This window comes from Finegoldia sp. BIOML-A2, assembly GCF_009678315.1.
Lineage (GTDB): Bacteria > Bacillota > Clostridia > Tissierellales > Peptoniphilaceae > Finegoldia > Finegoldia magna.
The window spans coordinates 60546-80635 of record NZ_WKZE01000001.1 but is presented as its reverse complement, the minus strand read 5'-3'; the positions used below and the strand labels follow the sequence as shown (position 1 = coordinate 80635).

Below are 20090 nucleotides of genomic sequence, written 5' to 3'. Positions count from 1 at the left end.
TCAGCTGGTTCTAACGGTTTCGTTTTGCAATTAATTACATATTAGATATTATATTTTTGATAAATGAGCCGACGGTTTTGCTAAACATTTCAGGAGATTTAATGTAGCAGAAATCATTAGTGAAGATTTCCTTCTCAAAAGTCAAATCGTCTTGTGATCCAGTGAACACACCTAGTAATTTTATTTTTTGCATTCTAGTCAAGAATACTTCTTTTGCGCTGTCTTTTACTGCCAATTCTCCGACATAATCTTCTGCTTTAAATCTGGTTTTGCCAACAAAATTGAGATTTACAATATTGTTGGGCTTACCATCTGTCAGCATTATTAAAAGTTTGGATTCCATTTGTTCTACCATAATATTTCTCATAAATTTGAGCGCCAATCCATCTCTGTTTGAGCCTTCTGGATGATAATGAAAAATATTTTTGCAGTTTTGCTCGTCGTAGTCTTTGAATTTTGTAATTATCAAATAATCGTACATATTTTGAAAACCAAGTACACGAACTTTTATGGACAAATCACTTAATGCTTTCGCTATAACATAAGCTTGTGCTGCTATAATTTCCTTCTTCTCACTTTGACTCGCAGACATATCCAGCAATAAATCAACAGACATTGGACTGTTTTCGTTTTTGTAGATTTTGTTAAAAATTTTATTGTCGTTTAGTTTGGTGTGACGCCATGCTCTTTTGATATCGATAGTTCCGAACGTCGACCTTCTAACATCATCATCTTCATTTTTGAGAAGAGCAAGTTTCAGCATTTCACTTAAAACATTGACTTGGCGATTGTAAATGAGGATATTTTTCTCGAAATGTTTAATATTCTCATTGTAAGATTCTACCAAAAGATTCGTTCTGTAGTTTTCAATTCTAGTAGAATTGGCATTCACTATGTGAAAATTTATATCAGAATGAATATCGGTAGACAGTTTATTTTTCAAAGAATTCAAAATAGATTGATCAACAATACTTTTTCCGTACAATCTTTCGATATTTTGATGAACATCCTTAGTACGGGAAGTTTTTTGAGTGGAAGAGTCGTTGTCGACATCCTCATCTTCCAATAATTTGTACAAATCTTCAGTAAATTCTTGTGATCCAATGGAATATTTTTCAAGTTGAGATACATTTTCTTGTTTTGTTATAATTTTCTGATTAGTTTTCTGGATAACTGGTTTGACTTCTTTTTTTATCTTTTCGAAATTATCATTATTGCGAATATCTTTATATGAGTAGAAATATTTATTTATAATCTCAATCAAAAGATTTATAAGAGACAAGCTATCATTGCACTTTGTTTTAGTCAACATTAAGATTTCTCTGATGGATTTTGTAGTTGTCCAGGGTTTATCAGTGTAATGATATTTTTCCAATTCTTCAGAAATGTTTCTAGGATTGGACCTATAATACTTGTCAGAATAGTATAATTTCTGTAACCTGTCAAAATCCTCAAGCCCATTTCTTTCATTTAACATTTTTTCTTTTAGATTGTTGTCTAAAATTATCATCAAAACCGTAAAAATATCCGTTTTATTTGACACATTATCAATTATTTTCATAACGGAATTCATATCGTAGAATCTGTGGGCAAATCCAAAAAGCGCAGTCTGAAAAATCTCTGAATTGACATTTTCTTTTGTAATAAAATCTAAATTAGGGTTAATGTTGTAATCTTCACTCAACAACCAGAATAGATTTTTGGACCTTGAATCTTCCATTATTCAAATATCTCTTCCGGTTTTAAATCGTCCTTAAATATCGTATCGATAATATCTTGCACGATTGTTTTTTCAAATTCATCAAATGTTTTATTGACAATTCCAAGTTTTAAGCTTGATTTAACGCTCAAACCTCTTTTCATAGCGTGGATTGAAGATAACAAACCACGCAAGTCGATACATCTACCAGAAATTTCAGAATTCAAACTTTTTTCTTGTAAATCCATAAAAAATCTCACGAACATTTTTTGAGCGGTGTCTGTCAATGAAAATTCTTCTGAAAGTATCTTGTTCAAAGTTTTTTCGTCTGTTTTTGGCATATCTATGACAAAAAATCTGGACAACAACGCTTCATTGATTTCACGCGTACCAGCGTATCCGTAATTCATTGTAGCTAAGAATCTTGTTTTATCGTGAATGTCTACTTTTTCAAAACCAGGTATATCTATAATTCGACGATAATCCAAAACGGAGTGCATAATAGCAACAGAATCGTTCTTAGCCATATTAATCTCATCGAACACGCAGAAACCTCCATTCAATGAAGATTCCAACACTGGACCTGCTCTGAAAATAACTTCATCGTTTTTTAAAGTATCCATACCAATCAAACTTTCAGAATCCGTGTTCACATGAAAAGAAATATTCCATTGTGGTCTTTGGAAAATATATGCCAAATTATCGCACAATATATTCTTGCCGGTAGCTTTAGGACCAACCAATAGCAAATTATTAGCTTCCAAAATGCTTGTTATAGCCATCTCCAAAACTTCTTTTCCATAGTAGTTAAATCGTGGTTTAGGAATTCTGGATTTGAATTTGTCATCTACATCATTGTCCTTCAAAAAGTTTTCTACATCTTTTATTAAATTTTTATTTATATTTTGTGATTCAAGTAAATTAATCATATTACCTCTTTCATAAACTATCTAATTTGTGTCATTAGTATGATATAATAAATTAAAAGAAATTGGAAGTAGGTGAATAAATGAAGAAAGCATGGGGAGGTTTCGTAAAAGGATTTGCGAAATTTTTAGATGGATTTTTCGGATTTTTAATAGCATTTATAGAAACATTGGTGAATTTAACTGTGGGATTTAGGTATGTACTAGGATCCATATTATCCTTCGGTTGTATATTTATATTGTTCTTTCCTTATATATTTTTCAAATACAAATGGATTACATTTACGGTTTTGTTCATAACGATATTTCCTATTTTGGGTAAAGGATTCGTCAATTATCTAAAATATGTAAAATATTCTATGGTTGAATTCTTACTTGGATACGGGGATTATTATCTCAATAATTCACAAACAAAATACACCTCTTATTCTGATTACAAGAAAAAATACATCTTCAACAAACAAGAAGAAGAAAGAAAAGCGCGTGAAGAACGACAAAGACGTGAACAAGAAGAATGGACTAGAAGATTTAACGAATGGTTCAATCAAAACGGATTTAGCTTCGATGATTTCGAGTATTACCAACAACAAGGTCAATACGGTGGATACAACCAAGGTTATGGTCAACAAGGATATGGATATCAAAATCAATACCAAAATCCAGTGGATGATTTTGTAAGAACTTACGAACAACATTGCGACACGTTGGGAGTTGGATACAACGCAGACAAGTACGAAATCAAATTGAACTACAGAAAACTTGCCAAGAAATATCACCCTGATATAAACAAGGCAGCTGATGCAACTGCTAAGTTCCAAGAAGTTAACAACGCATACGACTTTTTGTCCAATGAACAAAACATAGAAAGATACAATAGAATCAAAAACAAAAAATAGTTTATTGCTGGGAGAATATCTCCCAGTTTTTTATTACAAAAAATAGAAAACATTACTCATTAAGACAAAAACTTTGTCTGAATTTTTAAAAATTTATTTTTCATTTTAAAAAATGTAAATTAAAAATATCAAAGTTACAGCAATCAAAAAAATATAATAAAAATGTTTTCATTTATACATATAGCAATTTTTATAAAAAATTCAACAATATATCTAAAATCAATTTAGATTTAAAAAATTATATGGGTTATAATAGTTAGATGTGAGGAAGTGAGTTTATGAAAGATGTAATCAATAAAATAATTGAGATTGATAAAAAAGCACAGGATTTGGATGAATCTTTTCAAAATGATCTTGTGACTGAACAAAAAAAACAAAAAGAAGCTATAAGAAAGCTTGAAGACAAATATCAATCAGAATCTGTAACTAAACTTAATTCTGTCCATGATGATATTATTAATAGCCAAAACAATAATATCGAAAATCAAAAGAAGAGTATTGAAGAAAAGAAAAATCACTTGAAGGAAATCTTCGATAAGAACGAGGATAGATTGGTGGATAAATTCTTCAACATTATTACGGAGTAATTATGGGATCTGCAAGATTATATAGTGCGCTTAATACTAAGATTTCTAAGATTAGTTCAGAGCTTTTGTCTGATGAAGATTTTAAGAAATTATTAGAAGCTGATACTAATAAGGATCAATATGATTATCTTTTGAAATTGGGAAAGATTGAGGGTGAATACGCAAACGAGGGCGTGAGTCAGTTTGAAAATAGTCTTAATGATAAGATGATTAGAACTGAAGAAAAGTTGAAGTATTATATGAACGGAAGATACAAGGATTTTTATAATTCTTTGTTGGAGTATTATGTCGTTGAAGATATTAAAACTTTGGCGCGTGTTATCGTTAGAAGGGAATACACCGATAGGTTGAATGATAATCTTATAGTTCTCAAGGATACAAAATTTTCTCGAATTTCTTCGTCGACTACGATTCAAGATTTTGTGGATATGTTAGATGAGCCATACAAATCTATTGTCGATAGGTACAAGGAAGAAAATCGTCACAGAATTTTGTTTTTTATTGAGATGAACTTGGATAGAAATTATTATTCAAACATTATCAAGATGAGTCAAGGTTTATCGAAACAAGATTCTAAGATTGTCCAAGATTATTATGGTGAAAAAATCGACTTGTTGAATTTGGAATGGATTTATAGAGCTAACAAATATTATGAAATCAATAGCGAGATTATTTTCAACTTTACGATTTTGGGCGGTAAATTGTTCCAATTGGACGATTTGAAGAAGATTTCGTATATGGATTTTGATGATTTGATAAATTTTATTTCCGAAAGTAAGTATTCTTTCTTGGTTAATACCGACAATGATATTGATTTATACATGGATAGAAGAGTTTACAGATATCTTTATTTCAAGGCTATGGATTTGCTACATACTAATAAGTACAATATTTCGAAACTTATTGCGATTGGCGAATTACTTGAGTTTGAAAAATTTGATATTGAAAAAAGTGTGGAATCTAAGAGATTTAATTTGGATTTTGAAAAGTCCAAGTCTTATCTGATTAGAAGAGTTTAAGGAAGTGGTAAATTGAGAGCAGAAAAAATGTACATGATGAATGTAGTTGGAAATCTGAAGTATCTTGAATCCACTATAAAAGATTTGTTGGATATTGGAAGTGTCGAACTTACTGATAGTTTGAGCCAAATCGAAAACAATACTTTTATCGTTAATATCAATAGTGAAAATATCGAAAAAACTATGGAGTTTAATAATGTTACTGGTTTTGAAAACAGGGATGTTAAGGAATTGAATTCTATTGCTGATAATTTGAAGGATATTTTTAAAATTGATTTGAGAGATGAGAGATTAAAAAGAGAGTACACAGAAGATGAAATCAAAGACTTCTACGGTTCTATTAAATCTAAGGTGGACAAGATCTACGATTGTGAAAACCAAATTGATGAAAATAAAAAAGAGTTAGAAGATTTGTATTTGATAGAAGATTTGGATGTTTCTATTGAAAGCTTGTGTGATATGAAGTATTTCGATTATCGCTTTGGCTATTTGTCTAAGGAAAATAGATTAAAGTTGAAGAAAAACTACGATAATATCATGGCGAGTGTGCTTCATTTGGCAAGTAAAAACAAAAAAGAAGTGTATGTAGCTATTTATCCAAAGGATGTTTCTATTGAAACTGATAGAATTCTAAGGTCTTTGAATTGGACTGATATTAATATTAATAAGAATAGAAAAGATGTTCCAAAAGAAATAATTTCTAAAATAGAATTAGAAAATGAGGATTTGGGAGCTAAAATTTCACAATTAAATCAAATCTTAAATGAGATTTATAGAGATAACAAAAGCAAAATCATTGATATGGTGATTTCTGCTAATTTGTTGATTCAATTAGAAGATGTGAAGAGTTTACTGGCAAGAAGTGAAAGCTACTTTTACTTGGCAGGATGGGTTCCTGAATCAGCTAAGAGTGTTGTTCAAGAAAAATTATCAGCATACGATGATATGTTCATTAATTTCTTGGATGCAGATGAAAGTGGACTAACTCCTCCCACCAAACTCAAAAACAACAAATTTTTTAAACCTTTTGAGCTTTTAGTAAACATGTATGGAACTCCAAACTACAAGGAAATCGACCCAACTGTATTTTTCGGATTGACTTATATGTTGTTGTTCGGTGCTATGTTTGGGGATTTGGGACAAGGCGCTGTGATGTTTGTAGCAGGTGTCTTATTAGCGAAATTCAAAGATAAGATGATGGGCGGACTTCTTGAAAGAATTGGTGCAAGTTCCATGGTGTTTGGAATTCTTTACGGTTCTTTCTTCGGGCTAGAAGGAATTATTCCGGCATTGTTTTTGAAACCATTTGAAAATATCAACAAAGTTTTGATAATAGCTATAGGACTTGGTATTGTACTTTTATTGATAGCTTACATTTTTGGATTATGTAACAATTACATTTTCAAAGATGTGCAAGAAGGACTTTTCGGACAAGAAGGGTTGGCAGGATTTATGCTATTCTTGCTATTCTTATTATTAGCTGCAACTGTTGCATTAGAATTGCACATTGTTTCTGTTGGAGTGATTGCGGCGTGTATGTTGATTGTGATTTTTGTCATGATTTTCAAAGTTCCATTGACACAGCTTTTGTACAAGAGAAGACCTCTTCACAATGGTTTGGATGTTACAGGTTATTATGTTGAAAGTTCATTTTCGATTATTGAAACTTTGATTTCAATGTTTTCTTCAACTGTATCATTCATAAGAGTGGGGGCATTTGCTATCAACCACGTTGGTTTGTTCTTGGCATTTACATCTATTGGTAAAATGATTGGAACTAATGCAGGTAACATAGCTATGATAATCGTAGGAAATATCGTGATTTTGGGTCTTGAAGGTTTGATTGTGTTCATTCAATCATTGAGACTTGAATATTATGAATTGTTTAGTAAATATTTTAAGGGTGATGGAATTTTGTTCCAACCAACTATAAAGAGAATTTAAAGGAGATAAATTTATGTATTTTATTTTAATTTCAACAGCAATAATAGTTTTATTGACTATAGGTTCAGGTGTTTATTTGTTATACAACAACACTGATTCATCAAAAACAAAATTAAAGAAAGCATTAAGAACTAATCTTTTTGCAATTATTCCATGTCTTGTAATGGCATTTGTATTCTTAATGCCTAACTCTGCATTTGCAGAATCTGCTGCTGGTGCAACTAATGGTCTTGGACTTTTGGCAGCTGCTTTGTCAACAGGTCTTGCAACAATTGGTACTGGTTATGCAGTAGGTGTTGTAGGCTCATCAGCATTGGGAGCTGTTAGTGAAGATCCATCATTATTAGGTAAATCATTAATTTATGTAGGATTAGCAGAAGGTATTGCAATTTACGGATTGGTTATTTCAATTCTTATTTTGCAACAATTATAATTATGAAATCCGTAATTATAAGTGCGGATAATGTTACAAATCTTGGTATGCGCCTTGCTGGAATCACAGGTTTAGTTGCGAAAAACGAAGCTGAAATGAAGAGAGCTTTTAAGGCTGCAACTATTGATGATACTTTGGGCGTTGTCATTATCACTGAAGAAGTGTTCAATACTATAAAAGATGAAGTGACAAAACACAAAGACAAGGGTAAGAAGCCGTTAGTTGTAACAATACCCGGAAGAAAAGGACTTGAAGACAAAGATTTCTTAATGAAATACATTAAGGGGTCTATAGGAATTAAGGTAGATTAGAGGTAGAAATGATTTTATTAGAAAAGAAATTAGATATTTTTAACAAAATAATCTATGCAAATAAGAAAAAAGATTATGAAAAGAAACTTCTTGAAGTAAAAAACTCTAATCAAAATGAGCTAAAAAACTACGAACAAAAATTAATTGATGAATACAATTTAAATTTGAAAAAAAGAACCAGAAAAGCTGAACAAAAATCTATCGAAAAATTGAGAACTGCTGAACAAGAAAGCAGAAGAGAGCTTTTGGTTTTAAAAGAAAATGTATTGCAAAAATTGTTTGATAATGTTACTAAAAAAATATTGGATTTTGTGAAGACTGATGAGTATAAAGAAAGATTAATCAAGAACATTGAAGAAAACTTGACTGATTTGGATTACAAGGTAGTGTTGTTGGTTTTACAAAACGATTATGATTATGTAACTGAGAATTTCAGTTCAGAAAAAGTCGAAGAAATCAAATCCATTGCGAACAATTACTTGGGTGGATTTATGATTCAAGATGTAGAAGAAACGGTGAATTTTGATTACACTTATTTGTCAAAAATGCAAGATTGCAAACATGAAATGGGTGAAGATATTCATAATCTAATGACAGGCGGTGATATCAATGAATAATGGTAAGATTTTTTCTATTAATGGTCCTGTAATAAAAGGAAGAAATATGACCGATTTCACAGCTAAAGAAATGGTGTTAATCGGTGAAAAGAAATTAATCGGAGAAGTTATCAGCCTTGAAGATGATATCGCAGTTATCCAAGTTTACGAGGAAACTGAAGGATTGAAAAAGGACGATGAAATTTATCACACTAATAAACCACTTTCATTAAAATTAGGACCTGGTTTATTGAAAAATATGTTTGATGGAATAGAAAGACCATTAAAAGAAATAAGAGATAAATTTTCAACTTTTATTCCAGAAGGTATCGGACTTATTTCCATCGACGAAGAAAAATTATGGGATGTCACTATAAAAGTTAAAAATGGTGATACAGTTACTCAAGGACAAATAATAGCAGAAGTTCCAGAAACAGAAGCTATCGTTCACAAAATTATGATTCCAGTTGGAGTTAATGGTACTGTAAAAAATGTGCTCGAAAATGGCAAATACAATATTGAGACTACTATTATGCAAGTGGAAGATGATTTTGGAAACTTAACAGATATAAAATTGTACCAAGACTGGCCAATCAGAATTCCAAGACCTTCCAAGGAAAGACTAGATGTAGATCGCTTATTGGAAACTGGTCAAAGAATTTTAGATGTGTTTTTCCCTCTTGCAAAAGGTGGTACTGTAGCAATTCCTGGTGGATTTGGTACAGGAAAAACAATGACACAACACCAATTGGCAAAATACGCCGATGCAGATATTATTATTTACATTGGTTGTGGTGAACGTGGTAATGAAATGACAGAAGTATTGGAAGATTTTCCAAAACTTATCGACCCAAATAACGGTAAGCCACTTATGGAAAGAACTGTATTGATAGCCAATACTTCCAACATGCCAGTAGCAGCCAGAGAAGCAAGTATCTACACTGGAATTACAATGGCAGAATATTTCAGGGATATGGGATATGATGTCGCTATAATGGCGGACTCTACTTCTCGTTGGGCAGAAGCTCTTCGTGAAATTTCTGGAAGACTTGAAGAAATGCCTGCAGAAGAAGGATATCCTGCATATCTTCCATCTAGAATTGCACAGTTCTACGAAAGAGCGGGAATTGTGAAGACTTTGAACGATAACGAAGGATCAGTTACAATTATCGGAGCTGTTTCACCAGCTGGTGGGGATTTCAGTGAACCAGTTACAGAAAACACTAAGAGATTCGTAAATGTATTCTTGGGTTTGGATAAGGACTTGGCATATTCAAGACACTATCCAGCTATTAACTGGATGAGTAGTTATTCTTCTTATGTAGAAAAATTAAGAGATTATTACGAATCCAAACTTGGTGAAGATGTTGTCGATTTGAGAAATCAAATGCTTAAATTGTTATACGAAGAAGACAAATTAAAAGAAATAGTAATGCTTGTTGGTGAAGATGTTCTTCCAGACGATCAAAGATTGATTTTGGATATTTCAAATGTAATGAAGTTAGGATTTTTGCAACAAAATGCTTTTAGTAAGGTGGATACTTATGTTCCTCTTAAGAAACAAGTTGAAATGCTTAAAACTATAAAATTACTATACGAAGAAGGACACAAGGCAATCAAAGAACAAATTCCTATTTCTCAAGTAAAAAATGCAGATTTGTATTCAAAAGTTATCGCCATGAAGAACACAATTTCTAACGAAGATTTAAGTGGAATAAAAGATTTGAATGACGAAATCAAAGAGTTTTACAGCGATTTGATTAGAAAATATGAAAAGTAGGTGATTTTATGATAAAAGAATACATTAAACTAAAAAAAGTTGAAAGTTCAATTATAGAAGTTGAAAATGTAAATGAAGCATCTTTTGGGGAAGTTGTCGAAGTAAAATCATCTGCATCAGATAAATCAATGGTCGGTAAAGTTGTAAATATTAACGATGATACTGTTACAATCCAAGTTTTTGGTGACAGCACAGGAATGAGTACACAAAATACTAAAGTTAGATTTTCACAAAGGCCATTTGAAATAGCTTTGTCAGAAGATATTTTGGGAAGAAAATTCAACGGAATTGGTCAACCAATAGATGATGGAGGGGATATTTACGCAGCAAAACGCTACAATGTAAATGGACGTGCCATCAACCCGGTTTCCAGAGTTTATCCTAGGGATTTTATCCAAACAGGAATTAGTTCGATAGATTGTTTGATGACTTTGATTAGAGGACAAAAACTTCCAGTATTTTCTGGATCTGGAATGAGTCACAATAGATTGGCTGCACAAATCGTTCGTCAAGCCAAAATCAAAGGCGCAAACGAAGATAACTTCGCTATTGTATTTGGAGCGATTGGTGTAAAACACGACGAAGCAAGATTTTTCGAAGATACTTTCAGACAATCCGGTGTATTGAATAATGTGTGTATGTTTGTAAATTACGCTGACGATTCAATAATGGAAAGAATTATTACTCCAAGGGCGGCACTAACCGCAGCAGAATACTTGGCTTTCGAAAAAAATTATCACGTATTGGTTATTATTACTGATTTGACAAGTTATGCAGAAGCTCTTCGTGAAGTTTCATCAAAAAGAGAAGAAGTTCCTTCCAGAAAGGGCTATCCAGGATATTTGTATTCTGATTTGGCATCATTGTATGAAAGAGCAGGTATGATAAAAGATGCAGAAGGCTCTGTAACATTAATTCCAATTTTGACGATGCCTAATGACGATATCACTCATCCTATTCCGGACTTAACAGGATATATTACTGAAGGACAAATTGTTTTGGAAAGAAGTTTGATGCAAAAAGACATATATCCACCAATCAATGTTCTTCCATCATTATCGAGACTTATGAAAGATGGTATTGGTGAAGGATACACAAGAGAAGATCATCCGGATGTAAGTAGCCAATTATTTTCAAGTTATTCTCACGTTCAAGAAGTCAGAGATTTGGCACAAATTATCGGAGCAGATGATTTGAGTGAAGCTGATCAAAAATATTTGAAATTTGGAGACGAATTTGAAAACAAATTTGTAAAACAAGATTATTATGAAAACAGAGAAATAGAAGAAACATTAGATCTTGCGTGGGATTTATTGAAGATATTACCAGAAAACGAATTGGACAGATTATCACCAGAAATGATAAAGCAACATATGAATAGGTGATTATATGGCAGTTTATAAGATGACTCCTACTAAGGGGAATTTAATAAAAGCTAAAAAGACATTGGATTTTTCCAAAAAAGGTTACAATCTTTTAGATAAAAAAAGAACTGTCCTCATCAAAGAAATGATGGGACTAATGAAAAAAGCACAAACGCTTCAAGATTCCATTGAAAAAGAATTTGATGAAGCTTACGAGCTTTTGACAGAAGCATCCATAACAGTTGGAACTGATAGACTTGAAGAAATTTCCCATTCGATTAGTCACGAAAAAGAATTCGATATAATTTACAAATCAGTAATGGGAGTTGAAGTTCCGAATATTGTATATCCAAAATCAAAAGCCGAAGCACAATATGGTTTCTTCAGAACTAATGCTTCATTCGATAGGGCTGTTCTTGCATTCAACAAAATCAGAGAGACTATCTACGAATTAGCTGAAATGGAAAATGCAGTGTATAAATTGGGTAAGGAAATCAAAAAAACTCAAAAACGTGCCAATGCGTTGGATAAAATACAAATTCCAAAATACGAACAATCCATCAAAGATACTGAAGATATCTTAGCTGAAAAAGAAAGAGAAGAATTCTTCAGATTGAAGATGGTCAAAAAGAAAAAGAAATAAATATCGGTTGGGCAGTGATATGTACCCTCTTTACTGGACAAACCAGTAAGGAGGGTATTTTTATGAAATATAGTTATGAATTTAAAAAAGAATGCGTACAGTTGTACAGAGAAGGAAGATGGGCGGATACACCTGAAGGAGTTAAAGAAAAGAGATTTCATGACACAATTAAAGAATGGTTTAAGTTAGAAGAAAAGCATGGTCCAGAAATTTTAAAACATGGAAATAATATCGAGTGGACAACTGATGAAAAGCTAGAAGTGGTAAGCAAAGTATTAGCTGGAAACACAATAGGTTCTGTAGCAATTGAAATAGGAATTAATCGTGGACAACTTTATTCATGGGTTAACAAGTATAAAATTTATGGATATAATGGTCTTGTAAATAAAAAGAAAGGTCGTAAATCTAAGAATACAACCATGAAAAAAACGAATATCCATGAAGCAAAAAAACTTAATGAATCCGAAAGAGAAGAACTCATAAGATTGAGAGCAGAAAATGAATATATAAAGGCAGAAAATGAAATAATAAAAAAAGAAATCGCCTTGAGAGAAAAGAATTACGCTGCGCAACTCAAGGCGAAAAAGCAGCGATTGTCAAAAAACTCAAAGAAAAAGGATACAGACTAAAATATCTTTTAATAGCTATCGATTTACCAAAATCAACATACTACTTTGAAATTAATAAAGTTGATGCTGTTAAGATTAGAAATAAAAATATAGAAAATAAAATATCTGATATATTTAACAATCATAAAGGAAGATATGGTGTAAGAAGAGTATATAGGGAATTATTGAATCAAGGATATACAATAAATCATAAAAAAGTACAGAGAATAATGCATGAATTAAAACTATTTGGTAAAAGACCTAGAGAAAAATATCATTCATACAAAGGGAAAGTAGGAAAGATTGCTGATAATATAATAGACAGAAATTTTAAAGCTAATAAGCCATTACAAAAATGGAGTACTGATGTATCTCAATTTAACTTTTCATGGGGTAAATGCTACATTTCTCCAATACTTGATATGTATACAAATGAAATAATCTCTTATGACTTATCCTTAAGTCCTAATTTAGAGCAAATATCTAATATGCTAATGAAAGCATTTAACAAATTTCCAATACTAAATAACTTAATATTGCATTCAGATCAAGGTTGGCAATACCAACATAAATATTATATAAGAGAGCTCAAGAAACATGGTATTATCCAATCAATGTCAAGAAAAGGTAATTGTTATGATAATTCAATTATGGAAACATTTTTTGGAAGATTAAAAAATGAAGTTTATTATGGTTACGAAAAGAGCTATAACTCTTTTGAAGAATTTTCGAAAGCAATAGAAAAATACATCTATTATTACAATAACGAAAGAATTCAGAAGAAAACAAAATGGATGCCACCTACAAAGTATAGGTTAGCATCCACTACAACTAATTAATTAAATATTGTGTCCAGTTTTATGGGTACACATCACAGATGGTTTGCCTGACCGTTTTTTTGTTATAGTATAGATATAACAAATCAATTTAAAGGAGAGATGAGAACTTGATAAAATTTTTAGCACAATGTATTTGGTGGCAAGATATTAGAAAACCAGAGAAAATTTCTGAAAATATTTTAAGAATATTGTATATTGCATTGGAATTATTTATCAGCTGGTTGTTGATAATGTATTTGACAAATTTGAGCTTGAATAAAGTTGTTTATGTGATTTTGTCTGTTTATGTAGTGTTATCTTTATTGACATTCGGGGCTATTAAATCGTATGAGTTGGAAATATCTGAAGACAAACCTCTTTTATCTTGGGGATTTTGGATTTTAGGATGGCCGCTTTCTTTAATCGGGTTATTCTTTTTAGCTTTTAATAAAGAAAATATTTTGAAAAAAATTGAAAAATAATTTTAGGGAATTCTAAAACGAATTCCTTTTTTTGTTTGTGATTGATGTGTGTTTGGGGTATTATATAAAGAGAGGTGATTTTATGTGTAATTGGGATTTGTCCAAGATGTATAAGGACAAAAATGCAATCGAAAAAGATATTAAATTAGTTAACGAAAATATTAATAAAATTGATGAATTGAAGAAAAATGAAAAGGATAATTTCGTAAAAATATTGGATTTACTTTTCGAAACTGACAGAGTAATGGATAATTTGTACACTTACGCTTCAATGAAAAAGGATGAAAACAGCAAGGTTTCAGATAGTGTAAAATTGGAATTGGAATTATCATCATTGTACAACAAGCTACAATCTAGATTTTCTTTTGTTGAACCATTTGTTTTATCATTAAAAGAAGATGAACAAGACAAACTTATCAAAGAAAATCCAAGTTATGAAATATTCTTCAAGAAGATTTTGAGATTTAAGGAACACACTTTATCTGCAGAAGAAGAAAACATTATTTCTCTTATGAGTGAAGCTATGTCAAGCCCTCACAATGATTTCTATAGTTTGCAAAACACAGATATGGAATTTCCTTATGTAGAATCAATCGATGAAAAGCTTACAAATGCTAATTTTGTTCCACTATTATCTAAGCTTCCACGTGAACAAAGAAAAGAAGTTTTTGAAAAATATTACGATGAATTAGCTAAATACAACAATACATTTGGATCCACTTTGTATGCAAATATCAAAAACTTGGTTATACTATCTAAAATCAAAAAATACGACAGTGCAAGACAAATGGAATTATTCAACGACGATGTTGAAGAAGTTGTGTACGATAATTTAATCGACATTGTTCACGAATACTTGCCATACATGTACAAATACTACAAGGCAAGAACAAAATTGTTAGGATTAGATGAGCACCACATGTACGATGTTTATGTTCCATCTACAAAAGGTTTTGACCGTGAAATCCCATTCGAAGAAGCTAAGAAAATGGTGATTGAAGCTGTAAAACCAATGGGAGAAGAATATCAATCTATCATGAAGAAAGCTTTTGAAGAAAATTGGATTGATGTATATCCAAAAGATGGCAAGAAACCAGGCGCTTACAGTTGGGGATCTTACGACTCTTATCCATACATTTTATTAAACTACACAAATGATGTGGATTCTGTGTTCACTTTGATTCACGAATTGGGTCATTCGATTCATTCATATTATTCAAGAGCTAACAATGAATTTAAGTATGCTGGGTACACTATTTTCGTGGCAGAAGTTGCAAGTACATGCAATGAAATGTTGTTATTGGATTATATGATTAAAAACGCTAAGGATGACGATGAAAAACTATACTTGTTAGATCATCACATCAACTCATTCAAATCAACAATTTTCAGACAAACTATGTTTGCAGAATTTGAACGAGAAACTCACAAATTAGTTGAAGAAGAAAAGGCATTAACTGGAGAAGATTTCAACGAAATCTACCTTAACTTAAACAAAAAATACTTTGGAGATAGTGTTGTATCAGATGATTTGATTAAGTACGAATGGTCAAGAATCCCTCATTTCTACACTAACTTCTATGTGTATAAGTATGCTACAGGTCTTAGTTCATCATCAATCTTGTCACAAAAGATTTTATCGGGAAATGAGCAAGATTTGGAAAACTACAAGAATTTCTTAAAAGATGGTAACAAAAACTATCCTCTAGTACAACTTAAAAACGCTGGAGCAAACATCAAAGATAAAGAAGTTTTGAGAACTGCTTTTGAAGTTTTTAAAGAAAAAGTATTAGAATTCGAAAAAATTGTCAATAAATAGGGGAGAAATTCATGAAATATAAATCATTACACACATGTATCAGAGTAACTAATTTGGAAAAATCAATCGAGTTTTATGAAAAAGCTTTAGGTATGGAAGTTACAAGCAAGAAAGATTTCCCTGAAGATGAGTTCACACTTGTGTATATGACAAGCGATCACAACTACGAAATCGAATTGACTTATAACTACGGAAAGACAGATTATACTCATGGAGATTTCTACGGTCACATAGCTTTTGAAGTTGAAGATTTGAAAAAATCACACGAATATCACAAATCTTTAGGTTATGAAGTTGATGAATTAGGTGGACTTGAAGGTGTTGCAACATTTTATTTCATGAAGGATCCAGATGGATTTAACATCGAAATAATTGGTAAATAGTATGAATCTTGAGTTAAAACATGTGAATAAATCTTTTGGAGATAACAAAGTTTTAACCGATATTTCATTTAAAGTTGAAAGCGGACGTGCTTTTGGGTTTTTGGGTAGAAATGGAGCCGGCAAAACTACAACTATGAGAATCATTACAGATGTTTTGAGTGCTGATAGTGGACAAGTTTTGATTAACGGCTCTCCCATTAATTATAATGAAGTTAATATCGGATATCTTCCAGAAGAAAGAGGATTGTATTCCAACGAAAAAGTGTTCACACAATTGTATTATTTTGCCAGACTCAAAGGCACTGACAGGAGAAGTGCGCTTCAAAATGTCAGATATTGGCTTGACAGATTTGACCTTGCAAAATACAAGAACAGAAAATTGTCCACTTTATCAAAAGGTTTAAGGCAAAAAGTTCAAATCATTTCCGCTCTTTTAAATGATCCAGATATTTTGGTTCTTGATGAGCCTTTTTCTGGACTTGATCCAATCAATGCCCACGAACTTAAACTAGCTGTGGGAGAATTTATACAGAATCAAAAAATAGTTATATTCTCCAGCCATTTGATGAGTTATGTAGAAGAATTCTGCAGAGATGTTTGTGTTATCGAAGAAGGTAGAATTATTTTGAATGGGGATTTGAATGAAATCAAAACTTCTATGGCTGAGAAGAAAATGCTACTTAATGCAAACAACATGGGAATTTGGGAATTAAAAGAACTCTTAGAAGCAGAAAATTTGATTTATCCAGATGCAGTTGTCAGAGAGTTCAAACTTTTGGTTAGACTTACTGAAAATGTAACAAAAGAAGATATATTGGAATTTATGATGCTCAATCAGATTGACATCAATTGTTTTAGCCAATATGAACCAAGTCTTCAAGATGTGTTCGTGTCAAAGGTTGGTGTTAGAGAATAATGAAAAAATTTAGTAGAGTATTTAATTTTGAATTTAATTCTATAATAAGACACAATTCGTATTTGATTGCAACATTAGTAATCACAATATTGGTGTTTGCTTTGTCGTTTTTGCCGAGATTTATGCCATCTATTTTTAATAACGCCAATGCAGGGGCAAACAAAAACGCAACCGTTGATATTAATGCACTCACATTTAAAAACACATGCATTTATTCATCTAATAAGGATATTGATGTTGAATATTTGAAGACTATAATGGGTTTGGATAGCAAAGATGTGCTTACATCTGAGTCTGATGTAAAAAAAGCTGTAGAAAATGGTGAATACAATATAGGATTTGTAGTAGAAACTCCAACAAAGTTCAATTCTTATATCAAAAACAAAGAATTTATGGACGATCATTCCGAAAGGTTTACAAGGACTTTGGAAAAGTATAATTACGACAAAAGTTTAATTAATAATGGAGTAGATCCTGGAATAATTGAGAAAAATTCTAAAGCAAAGATAGATTTTATAGAAAAAGTTTTGAATAAAGACAGGTCGCATTCATTTGTGTTTTCAATTGTTTTTGTTATTCTTTTCGATTTGATGATACTATTTTATGGAAGCGTTATGAGTAACAATATTTCAAGAGAAAAAAAGGACAAGACAATTGAAGTGCTCTTATCATCTGCAAAGCCAAGTGTGTTTGTATTTGGTAAACTTTTAAGTTCAGCAGTTTTGGGAATAATCCAATACTTTATATTTATTATTGCGGGAATAATCGGAATATTTGTCAATAAAAACTATTATCCAGAAGGCATATGGACGTTTTTCACAAATACTTTGAGTCTAAAATTCTTGTTGACTATACTTTTGTTTGTAGTATTTGGATTTGTTTTGTATTTGATATTGTTCCAAATTCTTGGACTTGCTGTAAAAAGAGCGGAAGAAGTTAATTTCCTAATAGTTCCAATATTTTTGGTACTCGTTGGATTATTCTTTGTAATAATCAATTCATTAGGAAAAGACAGCGATATATTGATTAAAATATTATCGTTTGTGCCTTTTTCATCTGCAACCTTGATGCCAGTTAGATTTTTATTGAATGATGTGAAGTTATTGGAAATAGGAATATCATTTGGATTAATGCTTGTAGTGATAGTTTTGTTGTTAATGAAAGCAATAAAAATGTATCGCAAAAGCGCAATGGAAAATATCGATTAAAAGACTTGACAGAATATGCAAATAGTGTTAGTGTTATATTGTAACAATTAGATAATTATCTTATTAAGAGCAGTGGAGGGAATGGGCCCTATGAAACTCAGCAACCTATTAAATTAGGTGCTAAATCCCACAGGAAATCCTGAAAGATAAGTTTACACATCCTTACCTTTTCAGGTGAGGATTTTTTTATGGAGGTATTATGAAAAACATATTTTTAACATCTGAATCAGTTACTGAAGGTCACCCAGATAAAGTTTGTGACCAAATTTCTGATGCAATATTAGATGCAATTATTAAAGAAGATAAGGACGCAAGGGTTGCTTGTGAAACTTGTTCAACAACAGGACTTGTTATGGTAATGGGAGAAATTACTACAACAAGTTACGTGGACATCAGATCGATCGTCAGAAAAACTTTGGCTGAAATCGGCTATGATAATGCAGATTATGGTATTGATGCAAGAACTTGCGCAATCATCACTTCATTGGAGGAACAATCTACAGACATCGCACAAGGCGTTGATGAATCTGAAGAATACAAGGGCAATAAATCTGATGAATACGATAGATACGGTGCAGGAGACCAAGGAATGGTATTCGGTTATGCAACTAATGAAACAGAATCAGGATTGCCATTACCATTGGAGTTGTCACACAAATTAGCTAGAAGACTTGCAACTGTAAGAAAAGAAAAAATCTTAAATTATTTGAGACCAGATGGCAAAACACAAGTAACTGTTGAATACGAAAACGACGCTCCAAAAAGAATTGAAGCTATAGTAGTTTCAACACAACACGATCCAGATGTTGATTACGAACAATTAAAAGAAGACATCAAAAGAGAAGTTATATTGAAAATCGTAGATGAATCAATGATAGATGAAAACACAAAATTCTTCATCAACCCAACAGGAAAATTCGTAATCGGTGGACCAATGGGAGATGCTGGACTTACAGGAAGAAAAATTATCGTAGACACTTACGGTGGATTCTGTAATCACGGTGGTGGAGCATTCAGTGGAAAAGACCCTACAAAAACAGATAGATCAGCAGCGTATTTTGCAAGATATATCGCAAAAAATGTCGTAGCAGCAGGACTTTGCGACAAATGTGAAGTAGGTTTCTCTTATGCAATCGGAGTTGCAAAACCTATCAGCATGTTCATTAACACATTTGGAACAAATAAAATCGAAGAAGAAAAAATTATCCAAGCAATAAATGAAAACTTTGATGCAAGACCAAAAGCAATAATCGACAAATTGGATTTACAAAGACCTATTTACAGAGATGTTGCAAGCTACGGACATTTCGGACGTAATGATTTGGATTTATCATGGGAAAAATGTGACAAAGCTGAAGCTTTGAAGAAATATCTATAAAACAAAAAATCAGTGAATGTTAAAATATTTCAACACTCACTGATTTTTTTAGTACTTTTTTAGTACTTCAAAAAAATAGATAGCTAAATTTAGCTATCTAAAGTATGTATGGCGGGAAATGGTAGGAATCGAACCTACCCGGGCAGCTCCTAACTACCTGAGACGGTTTTGAAGACCGCAGGGCACACCAGCACCCATCAATTCCCAAATACCTTAATATTATACCAAAACTACAAGTAATTTACAAATTATTTTACATTCAATTCACAAAACTGTAATA

20 protein-coding genes, 1 tRNA gene and 1 riboswitch are annotated in these 20090 nt (G+C 31.7%); of the genes, 18 read left to right on the top strand and 3 right to left on the bottom strand.

Features of this window, described 5'->3' with window-relative positions; all coding sequences use genetic code 11:
* Window positions 1-34 precede the first annotated feature (34 nt).
* Window positions 35-1720, bottom strand: coding sequence for a hypothetical protein (locus tag GKF99_RS00355; protein ID WP_154272261.1), 1686 nt, complete (start codon window positions 1718-1720; stop codon window positions 35-37).
* Window positions 1720-2628 (bottom strand): AAA family ATPase, encoded by a 909-nt coding sequence (locus GKF99_RS00350; RefSeq protein ID WP_094208904.1) that lies wholly within the window; start codon window positions 2626-2628, stop codon window positions 1720-1722. The genes GKF99_RS00355 and GKF99_RS00350 overlap by 1 nt, the downstream gene beginning before the upstream one ends.
* Before the next feature lie 80 nt (window positions 2629-2708).
* Here GKF99_RS00350 and GKF99_RS00345 point away from each other — a divergent pair, with 80 nt between their 5' ends.
* The 18 genes from GKF99_RS00345 (at window position 2709) to metK (ending at window position 19810) form a co-directional block, all read left to right on the top strand.
* A complete protein-coding gene (locus tag GKF99_RS00345) occupies window positions 2709-3521 on the top strand; it encodes a DnaJ domain-containing protein (RefSeq protein WP_154272259.1) in 813 nt (270 codons plus the stop codon).
* A 278-nt stretch (window positions 3522-3799) separates the two neighbouring features.
* The gene (locus tag GKF99_RS00340) at window positions 3800-4108 is read left to right on the top strand and encodes a hypothetical protein (protein ID WP_102163674.1); all 309 of its coding nucleotides are present in this window, start codon (window positions 3800-3802) and stop codon (window positions 4106-4108) included.
* Between the two features lie 2 nt (window positions 4109-4110).
* Window positions 4111-5127, top strand: a complete 1017-nt coding sequence (locus tag GKF99_RS00335; protein ID WP_094208901.1) for a V-type ATPase subunit — start codon at window positions 4111-4113, stop codon at window positions 5125-5127.
* 12 nt (window positions 5128-5139) lie between these two features.
* A complete protein-coding gene (locus tag GKF99_RS00330; RefSeq protein WP_154272256.1) occupies window positions 5140-7071 on the top strand; it encodes a V-type ATPase 116kDa subunit family protein in 1932 nt (643 codons plus the stop codon).
* A 13-nt stretch (window positions 7072-7084) separates the two neighbouring features.
* On the top strand, window positions 7085-7504 hold the full coding sequence (locus GKF99_RS00325; protein WP_094207412.1) for an ATP synthase subunit C: 420 nt from the start codon (window positions 7085-7087) through the stop codon (window positions 7502-7504).
* Window positions 7505-7506: 2 nt separating this feature from the next.
* Window positions 7507-7815: a V-type ATP synthase subunit F gene (locus GKF99_RS00320; RefSeq protein ID WP_060790370.1), complete on the top strand. Its 309-nt coding sequence runs from the start codon at window positions 7507-7509 to the stop codon at window positions 7813-7815.
* Window positions 7816-7823: 8 nt separating this feature from the next.
* Window positions 7824-8432 (top strand): hypothetical protein, encoded by a 609-nt coding sequence (locus tag GKF99_RS00315; RefSeq protein WP_154272255.1) that lies wholly within the window; start codon window positions 7824-7826, stop codon window positions 8430-8432.
* Complete coding sequence (locus tag GKF99_RS00310) at window positions 8425-10191, top strand: V-type ATP synthase subunit A (protein WP_154272253.1); 1767 nt, start codon at window positions 8425-8427, stop codon at window positions 10189-10191. Before GKF99_RS00315 ends, GKF99_RS00310 begins: the two co-directional genes overlap by 8 nt.
* A gap of 8 nt (window positions 10192-10199) precedes the next feature.
* Window positions 10200-11576, top strand: coding sequence for a V-type ATP synthase subunit B (locus tag GKF99_RS00305; RefSeq protein ID WP_094208897.1), 1377 nt, complete (start codon window positions 10200-10202; stop codon window positions 11574-11576).
* Between the two features lie 4 nt (window positions 11577-11580).
* Window positions 11581-12198 carry a V-type ATP synthase subunit D gene (locus GKF99_RS00300; protein WP_094207409.1) on the top strand — a complete coding sequence of 206 codons (618 nt, stop codon included), beginning with the start codon at window positions 11581-11583 and terminating at the stop codon, window positions 12196-12198.
* 62 nt (window positions 12199-12260) lie between these two features.
* Window positions 12261-12827 carry a helix-turn-helix domain-containing protein gene (locus GKF99_RS00295; RefSeq protein ID WP_154272251.1) on the top strand — a complete coding sequence of 189 codons (567 nt, stop codon included), beginning with the start codon at window positions 12261-12263 and terminating at the stop codon, window positions 12825-12827.
* On the top strand, window positions 12791-13645 hold the full coding sequence (locus tag GKF99_RS00290) for an IS3 family transposase (RefSeq protein ID WP_172976413.1): 855 nt from the start codon (window positions 12791-12793) through the stop codon (window positions 13643-13645). Before GKF99_RS00295 ends, GKF99_RS00290 begins: the two co-directional genes overlap by 37 nt.
* Before the next feature lie 107 nt (window positions 13646-13752).
* Window positions 13753-14106, top strand: a complete 354-nt coding sequence (locus GKF99_RS00285) for a hypothetical protein (RefSeq protein WP_154272246.1) — start codon at window positions 13753-13755, stop codon at window positions 14104-14106.
* 82 nt (window positions 14107-14188) lie between these two features.
* Window positions 14189-15925 carry an oligoendopeptidase F gene (pepF, locus tag GKF99_RS00280; protein ID WP_154272244.1) on the top strand — a complete coding sequence of 579 codons (1737 nt, stop codon included), beginning with the start codon at window positions 14189-14191 and terminating at the stop codon, window positions 15923-15925.
* An 11-nt stretch (window positions 15926-15936) separates the two neighbouring features.
* Window positions 15937-16308: a VOC family protein gene (locus tag GKF99_RS00275; protein WP_094208893.1), complete on the top strand. Its 372-nt coding sequence runs from the start codon at window positions 15937-15939 to the stop codon at window positions 16306-16308.
* 1 nt (window position 16309) lies between these two features.
* Window positions 16310-17224, top strand: a complete 915-nt coding sequence (locus GKF99_RS00270; protein WP_154272243.1) for an ATP-binding cassette domain-containing protein — start codon at window positions 16310-16312, stop codon at window positions 17222-17224.
* Window positions 17224-18432: an ABC transporter permease gene (locus GKF99_RS00265; RefSeq protein ID WP_154272242.1), complete on the top strand. Its 1209-nt coding sequence runs from the start codon at window positions 17224-17226 to the stop codon at window positions 18430-18432. Before GKF99_RS00270 ends, GKF99_RS00265 begins: the two co-directional genes overlap by 1 nt.
* A 57-nt stretch (window positions 18433-18489) precedes the next feature.
* A riboswitch (SAM riboswitch) is annotated at window positions 18490-18585 on the top strand.
* Window positions 18586-18631: 46 nt separating this feature from the next.
* On the top strand, window positions 18632-19810 hold the full coding sequence (gene metK / locus GKF99_RS00260) for a methionine adenosyltransferase (RefSeq protein WP_154272241.1): 1179 nt from the start codon (window positions 18632-18634) through the stop codon (window positions 19808-19810).
* 109 nt (window positions 19811-19919) lie between these two features.
* Here metK and GKF99_RS00255 read toward each other — a convergent pair.
* Window positions 19920-20016: transfer RNA gene (locus tag GKF99_RS00255), tRNA-Sec, on the bottom strand.
* Between the last annotated feature and the right edge of the window lie 74 nt (window positions 20017-20090).

Bases quoted from the DNA above. Each gene is read 5' to 3' on its own strand.
- GKF99_RS00295 (WP_154272251.1), top strand. From the start codon at position 12,261: ATGAAATATAGTTATGAATTTAAAAAAGAATGCGTACAGTTGTACAGA.
- GKF99_RS00315 (WP_154272255.1), top strand. From the start codon at position 7,824: ATGATTTTATTAGAAAAGAAATTAGATATTTTTAACAAAATAATCTAT.
- GKF99_RS00335 (WP_094208901.1), top strand. From the start codon at position 4,111: ATGGGATCTGCAAGATTATATAGTGCGCTTAATACTAAGATTTCTAAG.
- GKF99_RS00270 (WP_154272243.1), top strand. From the start codon at position 16,310: ATGAATCTTGAGTTAAAACATGTGAATAAATCTTTTGGAGATAACAAA.
- GKF99_RS00355 (WP_154272261.1), bottom strand. From the start codon at position 1,720: ATGGAAGATTCAAGGTCCAAAAATCTATTCTGGTTGTTGAGTGAAGAT.
- GKF99_RS00320 (WP_060790370.1), top strand. From the start codon at position 7,507: ATGAAATCCGTAATTATAAGTGCGGATAATGTTACAAATCTTGGTATG.
- GKF99_RS00265 (WP_154272242.1), top strand. From the start codon at position 17,224: ATGAAAAAATTTAGTAGAGTATTTAATTTTGAATTTAATTCTATAATA.
- GKF99_RS00305 (WP_094208897.1), top strand. From the start codon at position 10,200: ATGATAAAAGAATACATTAAACTAAAAAAAGTTGAAAGTTCAATTATA.
- GKF99_RS00350 (WP_094208904.1), bottom strand. From the start codon at position 2,628: ATGATTAATTTACTTGAATCACAAAATATAAATAAAAATTTAATAAAA.
- GKF99_RS00345 (WP_154272259.1), top strand. From the start codon at position 2,709: ATGAAGAAAGCATGGGGAGGTTTCGTAAAAGGATTTGCGAAATTTTTA.
- GKF99_RS00310 (WP_154272253.1), top strand. From the start codon at position 8,425: ATGAATAATGGTAAGATTTTTTCTATTAATGGTCCTGTAATAAAAGGA.
- GKF99_RS00275 (WP_094208893.1), top strand. From the start codon at position 15,937: ATGAAATATAAATCATTACACACATGTATCAGAGTAACTAATTTGGAA.
- GKF99_RS00325 (WP_094207412.1), top strand. From the start codon at position 7,085: ATGTATTTTATTTTAATTTCAACAGCAATAATAGTTTTATTGACTATA.
- GKF99_RS00340 (WP_102163674.1), top strand. From the start codon at position 3,800: ATGAAAGATGTAATCAATAAAATAATTGAGATTGATAAAAAAGCACAG.
- metK (WP_154272241.1), top strand. From the start codon at position 18,632: ATGAAAAACATATTTTTAACATCTGAATCAGTTACTGAAGGTCACCCA.
- pepF (WP_154272244.1), top strand. From the start codon at position 14,189: ATGTGTAATTGGGATTTGTCCAAGATGTATAAGGACAAAAATGCAATC.
- GKF99_RS00300 (WP_094207409.1), top strand. From the start codon at position 11,581: ATGGCAGTTTATAAGATGACTCCTACTAAGGGGAATTTAATAAAAGCT.